This is a genomic window from Candidatus Babeliales bacterium (assembly GCA_036260945.1).
GTDB lineage: Bacteria > Babelota > Babeliae > Babelales > JACPOV01 > JACPOV01.
The window spans coordinates 1,046,644-1,059,635 of sequence record DATALT010000002.1; the positions used below are offsets into that span (position 1 = coordinate 1,046,644).

The 12,992-nt window shown below is 40.9% G+C and carries 11 protein-coding genes; 8 read left to right on the forward strand and 3 right to left on the reverse strand.

Translation table 11 applies throughout. The features are described 5' to 3' along the window. Positions 1-3: 3 nt before the first annotated feature. A complete protein-coding gene (locus VHO47_05820) occupies positions 4-1,830 on the reverse strand; it encodes a 30S ribosomal protein S1 (protein HEX2978613.1) in 1,827 nt (608 codons plus the stop codon). Between the two features lie 237 nt (positions 1,831-2,067). Between VHO47_05820 and VHO47_05825 the strand changes: the two genes are divergently transcribed. Then, complete coding sequence (locus VHO47_05825; GenBank protein ID HEX2978614.1) at positions 2,068-2,367, forward strand: DUF6496 domain-containing protein; 300 nt, start codon at positions 2,068-2,070, stop codon at positions 2,365-2,367. 15 nt (positions 2,368-2,382) lie between these two features. Further along, positions 2,383-2,574: a hypothetical protein gene (locus VHO47_05830; protein HEX2978615.1), complete on the forward strand. Its 192-nt coding sequence runs from the start codon at positions 2,383-2,385 to the stop codon at positions 2,572-2,574. Positions 2,575-2,627: 53 nt separating this feature from the next. Here VHO47_05830 and VHO47_05835 read toward each other — a convergent pair whose 3' ends face one another. Beyond that, positions 2,628-3,062, reverse strand: a complete 435-nt coding sequence (locus VHO47_05835; GenBank protein ID HEX2978616.1) for a hypothetical protein — start codon at positions 3,060-3,062, stop codon at positions 2,628-2,630. Positions 3,063-3,293: 231 nt separating this feature from the next. Between VHO47_05835 and VHO47_05840 the strand changes: the two genes are divergently transcribed. From VHO47_05840 to VHO47_05855, 4 genes are all read left to right on the forward strand, one after another. Then, positions 3,294-4,796, forward strand: a complete 1,503-nt coding sequence (locus VHO47_05840; protein ID HEX2978617.1) for a DEAD/DEAH box helicase — start codon at positions 3,294-3,296, stop codon at positions 4,794-4,796. Between the two features lie 210 nt (positions 4,797-5,006). Then, on the forward strand, positions 5,007-5,831 hold the full coding sequence (locus VHO47_05845; protein ID HEX2978618.1) for a hypothetical protein: 825 nt from the start codon (positions 5,007-5,009) through the stop codon (positions 5,829-5,831). Positions 5,832-5,892: 61 nt separating this feature from the next. Next, positions 5,893-6,681 (forward strand): hypothetical protein, encoded by a 789-nt coding sequence (locus VHO47_05850; GenBank protein ID HEX2978619.1) that lies wholly within the window; start codon positions 5,893-5,895, stop codon positions 6,679-6,681. A gap of 21 nt (positions 6,682-6,702) precedes the next feature. Further along, positions 6,703-8,205 (forward strand): family 1 glycosylhydrolase, encoded by a 1,503-nt coding sequence (locus VHO47_05855; GenBank protein HEX2978620.1) that lies wholly within the window; start codon positions 6,703-6,705, stop codon positions 8,203-8,205. Positions 8,206-8,236: 31 nt separating this feature from the next. On the opposite strand, the gene VHO47_05860 is transcribed toward VHO47_05855, so the two are convergent. Continuing rightward, complete coding sequence (locus tag VHO47_05860; protein HEX2978621.1) at positions 8,237-8,899, reverse strand: hypothetical protein; 663 nt, start codon at positions 8,897-8,899, stop codon at positions 8,237-8,239. A gap of 274 nt (positions 8,900-9,173) precedes the next feature. Between VHO47_05860 and VHO47_05865 the strand changes: the two genes are divergently transcribed. Both VHO47_05865 and VHO47_05870 read left to right on the forward strand, forming a co-directional pair. Next, on the forward strand, positions 9,174-12,503 hold the full coding sequence (locus VHO47_05865) for a right-handed parallel beta-helix repeat-containing protein (GenBank protein ID HEX2978622.1): 3,330 nt from the start codon (positions 9,174-9,176) through the stop codon (positions 12,501-12,503). Between the two features lie 159 nt (positions 12,504-12,662). Further along, positions 12,663-12,992: hypothetical protein (locus VHO47_05870; GenBank protein HEX2978623.1), on the forward strand; the 330-nt coding region annotated here is incomplete at its 3' end.

Sequence of the window (12,992 nt, forward strand, 5' to 3'; positions counted from 1 at the left end):
TGTTTATTCCTTGTCATCACCAGATTTTTGGCGAGCTGCATGTTTTTCAAGCTCAATTTGCAAGAGAGATTTTGGCTTGATTGCCGGTTCTTCTGTGCGCATCTTGCTTGGTTTTTTCATCATAGCCGGTTTTTCGCGAGGCATTTGTTGATGACGAGAAGATGATACTTCTCTCTCTGCAGGTTCTTCTTTTGTTTTCAAGCTCAGGCCAAGTTTATGATCTTCTTTGGTGATCTTGATAACGCGGAACTCGCTCTTTTGGCCGACTTTAAGCACATCTTCTACTTTTTCGATATTTTGATCTGAAAGTTCTGAAATGTGTACAAGTCCCTCAATACCATTTGGAAGTTTAACGAACGCGCCGAAGTTGATGATTTTTGAAACTTCACCTTCAACGATGCTACCAACTGGATATTGTTGTTCAATGGTTGCCCATGGATCTTGCGTTAGTTGCTTAATACCAAGTGATACACGTTTATTTTGTTCATCAATGCCCAAAATAACCGCTTCAACTTCTTGCCCACGTTTATAAACGTCAGCAGGATGTGCAATATGTTCGGTCCATGAAAGATCCGAAATATGAACAAGGCCATCGATTCCTGGCATTAACTGAATGAAGATACCAAAATCGGTAATATTCGTAATTGGCCCTTTGATTGTTTGACCAATCTTGAACTTCTCACTCACTTGCTTCCAAGGATTATCTTGAAGTTGTTTAATGCTGAGAGACATGCGACGATTTTCTTTATCGATCGAAACGATAACCGCTTCAACCTCATCGCCTACTTTGAAGTGCTTATGCAAGTTTTCGATACGGTCGGTCCATGAAATTTCTGAAATATGAACCAAGCCTTCAACGCCTTTTGCAATCTCAACAAAGAAACCATAGTCAGCGATGCTGGAAATCTTACCTTTGACTTTTCCGCCAATAGCAAGGCCCCCGGCAACTTTATCCCATGGATTTTCTGTAAGTTGTTTCATGCCAAGAGAAATCTTCTCGTTATCTTTATCAAACGAAAGAACTTTTACCGTGATTTTATCACCGATGCGAACAAGTTCGCTTGGGTGAGCGATGCGGCCCCAGGTCATGTCGGTAATATGTAGCAATCCGTCCACCCCGCCGATGTCGATAAATACTCCGTAATTCGTAATATTTTTGACAACGCCTTGAATAACTTGATTTTCAGAAAGGGTGCCCAAGATCTTTTTGCGAGATTCGGAGCGCAACTCATTAAGGAATTTACGACGAGAAATAATAACGTTTCCACGTTTTTTATTAACCTTAATAATGTAAGCGGTAATTGGTTGGCCAACAAATTGATCAAAATCAGCAACACGTTGCAGATCAACTTGTGAACCTGGCAAGAATGCAGGAATGCCAATATCAACGCTCAACCCACCCTTAACTTTGTGAGTAACAATACCCTCGACAGGCTTGCCTTCTTCAAAGAGCTTCATAATAGTGTCCCATGCACGAAGCGCTTTAGCTTGTTCATAAGAAAGGCTGACGTTGCCATCAACGTTTTCTAAATCTTCAAGCAACACTTCAATATCGGTGCCGGGAGTGATTTTCTGTAAATCCATTTTATTAAATTCATACGGTGGAATCAGCCCGTACGATTTGAATCCGATATCAACCAGAACGCCATCATTGTCGGCGCGGATAACTTTTCCCGTAACGATCTTTCCTTGAGAAAGCTTATCTGTTTGGCTTTCATAAAGGGAAGCGAGTTCGGTTTGTTGATCTTGATTGAGTTGGACGGATTCGTCTTGTGCCCAGGGAGTTTGTACTTTGCGGTACTGCTGCGGGCGCATTAATTCTTTAGACATGTAATCCTCTGATCGAGAGATGGTTAGAAGGTGAAACATATACCTATAAAATAATTAAGAAATAGCATACCAAGAGATTGACCAATTGGCAAATTAAGCGCGATTAGATCGGTTTATGCGCACCTTCGGTTTTTTTCTGCTTTTAATTCTCTTGTTTTATCGGTGGCAAATGCGTAATCCTAAAAATCGTTAAAGCTTACGAGCTCTATTTAATCTATTTTAAAAAAGAGGTTAGCGATGGCCAAATACGGCAAAAAATCACAAGCAAAAGTAAAACGCGCGATGGAAGAGATGAAAGAGGGCACGCTTAAAAGCGGAAAAAGCGGCAAAACGGTGACAGACCGTAAGCAGGCGATCGCAATAGGACTTTCTGAAGCACGTGCAGAGGGAGCAAAAATGCCAGCTGCCCCTAAAAAGAAAGCAGCTGTTTCCAAGAAAAAAATTGCGCCCAAGAAGAAGGCTGCTGGAGCAAAACGAAAAACAGCAGCGCGCAAAACTGCTAGCCGAAAAAAGAATGTAAAAGCTAAAAAACGATAGAGAGGAGTTAGGTTTATGATCGGATTAATTATTTTATTACTGCTGTTGGCAGGCGCGACCGGATTTTTAGGTTTTTTCACCACGATGTTTGTAGGCGCTGGCCTGCTTATTATCAAAGTGTTATTTTTTATCTTCGTCATATCATTTATAGCTTCGGTGATACGCCATCTCATGGCCCCACCCCCACCGCACAATCACCACAGATAGCATCAAAAAAAAGAGGCGCTTTTAACGCGCCTCTTAATTCAGAAGTTTTCAAATTATTGAACTGGCTGGATAAATAATAATTTATTGAGTGGCCAGATAAGAGAAGTGCATTCTTTGTTTAATAGCTGGCGCCCATTTGCAACATAGGTTTGCTGATCCATGTAACCCGCAATCTTATGAATTTTATTTTGATAATAGTTGCGAAGTAAAACTAGCCCTAGAAAAGAGCCAAAGGCAACCCAGGGGTGATTGTATATCCCAACACCTATTTGATAAGGTAGCATAATCGGGCTAATTTTAATGTTAAAGCTTGTTTTTTCAGCAAGTTGGTCCAAAATCGCTGCAGCTTCTTGAGTCGGTAGTGCCTGAGCTAGCGGAGCCTGGGTAGAGATAGCCATCAAAGCTATTAAAGCAATAGTAAAAAATTTTTTGAAAAACATGAGAATAACCTCCAAAAGTTCCATTTTATAGTAATTTTGCCATGCCATTTCCAGGGCAAAACCTCTACCCTTCATTCTAATCAATATTGTGAGCTTGTCAATTTCCCTGATTTTGTTATTCTGATAAAGAGGCTAAATAAGGCCTTTTTTATATACATATTTTCCTATCTGAAAAGATCGTGGCTTTTCGCTTCGATGTTATCCTCGTAAGGGATCACCAATAGTTTGTACTAGTGTGGGCCTGCGGGGGCCTAGGATTACCTTACGCAAGGACATTTTATGAGTACAAATTCTGTTGGTTCTTTTAACGATTTTTCTCTCCACGCCCAGATTAAACAGGCTCTCACAAGCCTTGGTTTAACGACGCCAACCCCGATTCAAGCGCAAGCGCTTCCGGTGCTTCTTGATAATTCGCGCACCCATTTCCATGGTCAGGCGCAAACAGGTACAGGCAAAACGCTCGCTTTTGGCTTGCCACTTTTGCAAGACATCGATCCTGCTATAAGAAAAGTACAAGCATTAGTTGTTGCGCCAACTCGTGAATTGGCAGATCAAATTTATCAAAGTTTGATTCAAGTAGCGCGTTATCGCGGTATTTCTATTGTTCCAATTTATGGCGGTATGCCTATTGATCGCCAAATGAGAGAGCTTAATGCAAAGCCTCACTTGGTTATCGGAACACCTGGTCGTCTTAACGATCATATTCAGCGCCGTACGCTCAGCTTGGCCGATATCAAAATCGTTGTTCTTGATGAAGCGGATACGATGCTTGATATGGGCTTTAAAGATGAAGTTGAAGAAATTATTAATATGACCCCAGCAAATCGCAGCATTTGGTTATTTTCTGCGACGGTGAAATCAGGAATTAGCGATTTAATGAAATCGCACATGCCAAATCCGGTTTCGGTTCGCATCAACTCAACCAGTATTGCTAACGCAAGCACTAAGCAGTTTTATGCGGTTGTTTCTCGCCGTCAACGCTTTGAAGCGCTTTCTCGTATTCTTGAAAGTGAGGAAGATATGTACGGCTTTATTTTCTGCCCAACAAAAATTATTACCGGTGAAGTTGCCGAATTACTCGGTAAACGTGGTTACAAAGCCAAACCTATCCATGGCGATATGAGCCAATCTGCAAGAAATCAGGTTATTAAAGGATTTAAGAACCGCGAATTCAGCTTTTTAGTAGCAACCGACGTTGCAGCTCGCGGAATTGACGTTACCGGTATTACCCACGTTATTAACTATGGCCTTCCTGAGGATCAAGAAAGTTATATTCACCGTATCGGCAGAACTGGCCGTGCAGGAAAAGAGGGCGTGGCAATTACTATTATTGATCCGCAAATGCGCTATCGCATTAACTCGCTCGCACGTCGTTATAATGTGACTATTGAACCGATGTCTCTTCCAACGGCTGAAGAAATTAACCAAAAACGTGTACAAAAAATTTACAATGCAATTACCCAGCAAGCAAAAAAAGAACTTTCAAAGCCTGCAGAAGTTGCACTTTCTGAACAGCTTTCATCACTTTCTCAAGGTGAGCTTATCAAAGCGCTTGTAAGCTGCTCGCAGCAATTATATGGTGCAGTAGCTCAAGAAGGCGAAGATCTCAATGTTGCCCCTTCAAGCGATGATCGCGGTGGCGGCGATCGCTCATACCGCCCAAGAAGATTTGGCGGAGGATTTAGCGGCAGCAGAGGTGGCGGACGTCGGAGCGGAGGCTTTAGCGGTGGCCGCAGTGGTGGCGGCAGCAGGGGTTTTAGCCGAAGAATCTACGAAGCGTAAACATTTGTATAGTATACCGAACTAAGAGCCCGGCAATGTTAGTTGCTGGGCTCTCTTCTTTTAGCTGGCCCATTTGGAATATTTCATACTGAAACAAACGATCGCTAATCTGCTATAAAAATAAATCAAAAAAGCACGAGCGGTTTTCGAAGAATTTTATTTGTGGTAGCATCTAATATGTAGGTTATTCCAGGCAAATGCGAGGTTTTCATGTTTAGAGCGTTCAAAGTATTAATAATAAATATGTTTTTTATGGTGAATCTTGCATCAGCAATGCAAAAGCCATTCGGCGCAATCGATTGGAACGATACGCTATCAAAACGATATGGTACTTTAGCTGACTGCATGCGATCTGTAGTGGACGTTTGTACATTTTTATATCGTGCGCCAAATCGAACAGAACTTATTAAATTTATTCCTACATTTTATAAAGAATATAAAGAAAAACGAAAAGAGACGCGTTGCGTTGACGATATTCTCAACCATGTAATGGAAAAATATCCAACAATTTTGGCACAGCATCGTGACAATCTTTATCGCCTTGCAAATCCGCACGAACTTAATATTGAGATGGCAGCGATTGTAAGTGCTCTCAAAGAGCAAGGGATCAAGCAAGCGCTTGTTTCAAATATAGGCGTTGGTTCTTATAATTATATTAGCCAGAAACATTATCCAAGCTTTTTTGCAAATAATTTTGTAGGCGGTTTTTGTAAAAATTTAGTCGACCCAAAAACCAAGGCTGCGTATAGCGCGTTTGAAAAGCATGATCCTCGGTTCTTCATCGGTTTGCGCAAATATTTGAACGATAATAATTTAATCACCGATGGGCAAAATATTCTTTTTATCGATGATAATCCTAACTATATTTCTGCAGCTGAGCAATCTAATGATGACTCACCGATAAAAATTAAATCTATTCAGTTTAAATCTGGCAAGCAGGTTTGGAGTGATCTTCAAGCGAATAAACTTTTGCCACAAGATGCCCAGCTAAGCGACGCTGTTCGAGATGTCCGCATTCGTTTTGGCGTTAATTGATTTTGCAAACGCATTTTCTTAGGCTGAAGTTAAAAAGTGGTTAATACGGATGAGGATCTTGTTGAAGAAGTTTTTTGTTAGTTGCATATGGATTATTGCTGGGCTCGCACTTGCTCTTTCGATCCAAAAAAAAGAATACACTCCGCAAAATGCTGTTATTGCTTGGGATTTTCATGATGTTATTGCCTATAAACCAATCGGCGCAATGACATGGGAAAGTATCAAAATTGTTAGGGATGCGGATAATCGCTGGGAATTAATTAAGCTTCTTTTTTCTCCCACCTTTATCAAAGAACTTTGGTATGGATTGGGTCAAACAAAATCTGGCGATCGTATGATTGAAGAGATCGTCGCGCTTCATCCTACAGAACTTTCTGAGCATAAAGAGAAAATCTATAGCGTTGCGACGCTTCATTATATTAGCCCTGAAATGATCGATATCATTACGCGCCTAAAAGAATTGGGATATGTTCAGGTGCTCGCATCCAATATTGGTCATGAGTCATTGATGAGAATGGAAAAGAAATATCCGCAAGTTTTTTCATTATTTGATGGTTTGTTTTACGATGGCGCTTTCAAAAAGAATGGCGAGCGTTATACCTATAAAGTAAAGCCTTCAATAGAATATTTCCAAGCATTAAAAGAGTTTTTGGTGGAACGTAATTGGGAGCAGTCGCACATTATTTTTATAGACGATCGAAGAGATAATATTGACGCTGCGCAAAATGCTGCGGTTGGAATCGATGGGATTCAATTTATCAATGCGTCTCAATTGCGGGAAGAATTAAAGAAGCGTGGAATGTTAGAAAATAAAAATATCAAAAACGAACAGATGCAAACAACGCATTAAGAAAAGACACGAGCTTTTGTTATGAAACAGAGAAAAAATAGAATGATGATCATAGCGCTGTGCGTGATTAATCTTTTTGCATCGATGACGCATGCCGTCGAAGAGTATCGCAATTGGGATAAGATTATTATTACTGAAGAAACGCTTAATTTTCCCAAAGAGTTTGTGTGGGGCACTGCATCATCCGCCTTCCAAATAGAGGGAAACCAAACCGCGAACGGCAAGTTTTCTGAAAATAATTGGACGCGTGATACATTTCGCCCACAACCCGGCATTGCCGCAGATCATTGGAATAGATACCAAGAAGATATCGAGAATATCGCTCAAGCGGGAATGCGCCAATACAGATTTTCAGTAGATTGGTCGAAAATTGAGCCTAAAAAAGGTGAGATTGATCAAGCTGCAATGGACCACTATGTGGATATTGCGCGAGAGTGTAAAAAAAGAAATATTGAGCCGATTATTTGTTTGTTTCATCACGTTTGGCCTACGTGGTTTGCCGATCAAGGTGCATTTGAAAACATAAAAAATAAAGAAGATTTCAAAAAATTTGCACATCGCGTGCGAGAAAATATGCAGCCAGTGGGTGTGCAATGGTGGATGACGTACAATGAACCCGTTGGCGTTGTGCTCGAATCGTACTTGCGTGGCAAATTACCACCGGGGCACGTGGGGCATTTAATAAAAGCAGGGCAGGTTTTGCGCAATATGCTCAATACGCATGTTGAAATATCCCAAGAGTTTAAGCAACATGATAAAGATGCCAAATTCGGTATTGCCCATATTATGCAGCCACTGAACCCTTATCATGATTATAATCCACTTGAAAAATCTATATGCAATTATTTTGGTGGCCTAAATAACGATACGATTATTGAATTTTTCAAAACTGGTAAATTCAACTGGGGTGGATTGGTTAAAGATGAAAATAAAGCTGCTCCCGCTTCGATCGATTATTTTGGTTTGAACTATTATACGCACAGTTTGATTAAGCAAAATATGAAAAAAACAGCAATCGGATTTGGCGCAAGCGGTCTTGCCATTGCTGCACTTGTGCAAAAGGGATTGATTAAGCCATCGACTGGATTAGGCCTCGGCGTTATTTCTGCCGTTGTGAGCTCGTGTTTGAGTTTATCGATAAAATCTCATCGTGAAGGAACTCCTGTTTCTGATGAGAAACAAATTTATCCAGAAGGATTGAGAGGGTGCATTGAAAAAGCAGCCTCTGTTGGAAAACCAATCTACATAACAGAAAACGGTGTCAGCGACCGTTCTGGTGATAAGCGCGAAGAGTATTTAAAAAAGCATCTCTATATTGTTTCAGAAGCTATCAAAGATGGCTTTGATATTCGGGGATATCATTATTGGAGCTTCATGGACCATTTTAGCTGGAGTACTGCCGGTTTTAAGAAGAAATACGGAATTTACGAAGTTGATTACGAAGGTAATACATTAACGCGCACCTTGCGCGAAAATGCAAAATGGTTTGTCGCTCTAATGCGAAAACACGCAACAACCAGATAAAAACGAGTGGTTATAAAGAGCACCACTGATTTTATGCGCTTTTTTTTGTTTGCGCAAGCGCCCTATAAAGCAAAAGAAAAAAAATAAGTGTGCTCAGAATATCAATTGTAATACTGATGCAATAACCCGCAAAGTTTACGTAGTTCATCGAGTCAAAAAGATTTTGTGCTTTAAAAAGCTTATTTAACGCCTGCCATCCCATTTTTGCCAGAGTTATCGGATTTGCATATGTCAGAAAAGCTTCCCAGTAACTGCTACTTGGCGCCGCTGGCGAAAGCGCAGAGAGTTGCGTACCAAAATAGACCGCAACTGCGGCCCAAGAAACTATGCATACTATTGAAATATAAAGAACCATTCGCCAGCAGATCGCGCCCGCCTTTATTACGAGCTCTTTCAACCAACCAATAACTGGAGTTCTTATGGTTTGCATACAAAGTATGAAGCCCACTAGTGCTATAATAATCGTCGCCATCAGTGCTAATTCGTCATATTCTGAATGCAAATTTAATGATAGGCCGTATTGTGCAGTTCGCGATTCCAAATAATTTTGTGAAATGATAATAAAGTAACGATAGATTGAGAGCGCAGCATTGCTCGGAAAAAGCCCGAGCCATTGTGTGAGCACTAAAAATAAGGTAGCAAGGCCGGCAGAAAAAAAGGATGATCTGCCCAAAAAGTACCATAATTTGATCATGTATTTTCCCCGGAATCTCTAAAAGATGCGGCATTTTTGTTCAATAAATACAATACTGACACGTTGCCAATAAAAAAGGAAGGTAGAGAAAAGCCTAGGCAACTCTCTCTTAAAAGAGTATTCATCAGCACAAAAGCGGATGAATGTTTACACCGTGATTTACTCATCCGGCAGTGCTACTTGTTTGCACTGCTGACTGCTTAATTAATTGGTTTATTGATTATTACGGTTCGATATTGTATTGCTAAAACAAAAAAAACTCATGGAGAAATGTATGAAGCTGCATGTCTTTGCCCCAGTTAACTTTTTTTATGGATTCGTCCTCGCTCTTTCTTTATCTGTGCATGCCGGACAAGAATTCATGGATAGCGTGCCGGAGCGAAATGATTTGATTGGTATTGAGAAAGAAGAAGCTATTGTTCTAGAACATGTGTTGGAGCATATGCTTGGGCAGGTGGGGGATGATGAGAACTCTCGGGAGCTGTTGGTTCGTTGTTATGACGCATTGGTCGAAAATAAGGATATTTCGATAGTCGATCTGCGTGAACTGCTCCCAGCCATGATATCGTTTGTAAAAGAAGAAATGCGAGCAGCAAGGCCCGATGCCGGAGATTCGCTTGGCAACGGCGCACTAAGCGGTTGTAACGGGTGTGGCTGTGATTTGAGCCAGATTCTCGCTATTCTGAATTCACTTCAAGCCAAATTAACTATATTGATCGCGTGTTGCAATGAAGTGCTTATTGATTTACAGGGTACATTTAGTGTGCTAGCAAATCTAAACGTTACCGCGACGGTTGATTTGAGCCCAATATTTACAATGATTTCTGCATGTTGCAATGGTACCTTTTCTGCTATAGCAGATATTAAATCATCGTTAACAGCGATCACGGTAAATCTCAATCCTGTTTTTACAGCGCTTACGGCATGCTGCAATGGCACCTTCTCAATGCTGAATAAAATTGACACAGAAGTAATTGGTACATTCTCATTGCTCAATACGATTATTATAAATGAGCAGGCAACCTTTACCGCACTTGCTGCGTGTTGCAACGGCACGTTTTCTGCAATAGCTGATATTAAATCATCGTTAACGGCGATTACGGTAAATCTTAATCCAGTGTTTACTGCGCTTACTGCATGCTGCAATGGCACCTTCTCAATGCTGAATAAAATTGACACAGAAGTAATTGGTACATTCTCAGTACTTAATACGATCATTATAAATGAGCAGGGAACCTTTACCGCACTTGCTGCATGTTGCAACGGCACGTTTTCTGCAATAGCAGATATTAAATCATCCTTAACGGCGATAACCGTTAACTTAAATCCCGTATTTACTGCGCTTAATGCATGCTGCAATAGTACTTTTTCAATGCTGGATAAAATAGATAGAGAAGTAATTGGTACTTTTAGCGTTATTAACGCATGTTGCAACGGCACCTTTAGTGCGCTTGCAAATTTAACGGTAACTGCAACTGCCGATTTAAGTGGAGTATTTTCTGCTCTTTCGGCATGTTGCAATGGTACCTTTTCTGCAATAGCCGATATTAAGTCATCGTTAACTGCGATCACGGTGAACCTCAATCCGGTGTTTACTGCATTGGCAGCATGTTGTAATGGAACCTTTAGCGTACTTGCAAATCTCACAGTAACAGCGACTACCGATTTGAGTGGAGTATTTTCTGCTCTTGCGGCATGTTGCAACGGTACTTTCAGCTCTCTTGCTAATTTAAGCGTGACCGCCACGGCCGATTTAAGCGGTGTGTTTACGGCGCTTGCTGCATGCTGCAATGGCACTTTCTCTGTACTTAATCAAGTAAATAATAATGTTCTGGATGTTTTAGAATCGGTTGGCGTAGTAATATTCAATCAGAGAGGAACTTTTTCAGCGCTAGCTGAATGTTGCAATGGTACATTCAGTGCGATCGCAGATATTAAATCATCGTTAACTGCTCTACAAGTGAACTTCAGCCCAGTATTTACGGTGATCAACGCAGGATTTAATGGCACTTTCAGTGCGCTTGCTGCGTGTTGTAATGGTACGTTCTCTGCAATTAATCAACTATCAATTAACCAACAGGGAACGTTTACTCTCATAAACGCAGGATTCAACGGGACTTTTAGTGCCCTTGCTTCATGCTGCAATGGTACGTTCTCGGTCTTGAATAGAATCTTGCTGGACAATCAAGGATCGTTCACTCAAGTTGCAGTAGGATTTAATGGCACTTTCAGCGCTCTTGCGGCGTGTTGCAACGGTACGTTCTCTGCAATCAATCAACTATCAATTAATCAACAGGGAACGTTTAGTCTCATAAACGCAGGATTTAACAGCACTTTCAGTGCAATAACAGCTTGTTGTAATGGTACGTTCTCACTCTTGAATAGAGTCTTGCTTGATAATCAAGGATCGTTCACTCAAGTTGCTGCAGGATTCAACGGTACCTTTAGTGCGCTTGCTGCGTGTTGCAATGGTACCTTCAGCTCATTGTTTGATATTAAAAATACCCTTACAGCGTGCGGAGCAATACCAATATTTACGGCAACAATAATTACAGTTTCGGGGAATTATTGTTTAGCAAACGATATCGTGGGCACGATCACCATTAGCGCGAGCGAAGTTTCACTCAACATGAACGATAAAACAATCTTTGGTGGCGCTACTGCTATTCCTCTGATAATAGGATCGGGCAACACAAATGTTATAGTCGGTAATGGAACGCTTCAAAATTCATCCATTCGCGGCGCACTCATTACCACGTGTACCGAAATCACGCTTACAAATGTAAACTTTGTATCTAACAATGCTGGCGTTCTTATCTCTGCCTGCGGAGATGTAACTGTCTCCAATTGTTTCTTTTATAACAATCAAGCCCGCTTGGTTGATATTGCAAATTCAAACAGAGTAAAGGTGATCAATAGTAGTTTTTCTAATAATACTGCTGCCTCATTGGGCATAAGCATGATTGATATAAACGGAGGATCGCGAGACATTACTATTGATAGCGATCAAATTGCCATGAATAGCACCTATGAGTCTATTATATCATTAAGAAATAGTTTAGGTGCAGATATAAGTATTACTAACTGCGTCATTCAAGATAACACCCTCGCGCCCAACCCTGCATCAGCATTCGGGTCCTGGGTTATGCGTATTCCCGGCTTGGCACCAGCATCAGCTTTTCCATCTAATCTTTTAATTCAAAACTGCTTAATTCGCGGTAATAGCCAATCGGCCGGCGGTACATTCTTATTGATTGACATGGCTTTCTTAACCGCTAATGGATGGAATGTGAATAATAATACCCTGCAAAACAATACTGCTGACGACATGCGTGCATTAATAATTGGTTCTGGCACAGGTGTGCTTGCCTATAACAATGTTTCAAATAATGTCGGTGCTATTATTACTTCTGAGGGGATCAGATATACATCTAGAGGAGTTGCAGCTTCAAGAATCATCGCTAATCAAGTTCAAGGGCATGCAATAAATTATAATCCCGGAACTGGCATACCATTAGTTCAAATTAGTTTTGCGACCGGGGGAACGACAACGGTAAGTGCAGGAAATGTAACTCCTTTCCATAACCTTGAAATGGTTCCATAGCTTCCGCCGATCACTCAATCTGCTATTACATAGAGCCCTCTCATTTGAGAGGGCTTTTCATTTTATTTAAATGATAATCAATGAACTATTTTCTTGATTTTAGATTGCCGTATTTGTATTGCTTAATCGATCATACAAAAGAAGTAAAAAAGGATTACGATGAAGCAGATTTTTTCTATTATTGGTCGCAAAATTTTAATTGGATTAATGCTGACCTCTTCGGCCGTATTTGGCAATCAAAGTCGCGAGCAAATTCTTGATAAGGGGGGTTTTGCCCCAGAGCTGGTAACGCACGAAGAGTCGACGGTGATAGAACATGCGCTTGAACATATGTTGATGCGCATGGCAGAACATAATGAAGAGCCGACCGAAAGTTTATTGCGTCTTTATCAAGCGGTAACGGAAAACACTGAAATTAAGATAGAAGATCTGAATGAGCTGCTGCCGGTGATGGTTGAATGTATGAAGGCAGAGCAAGAGCGCGCAGCG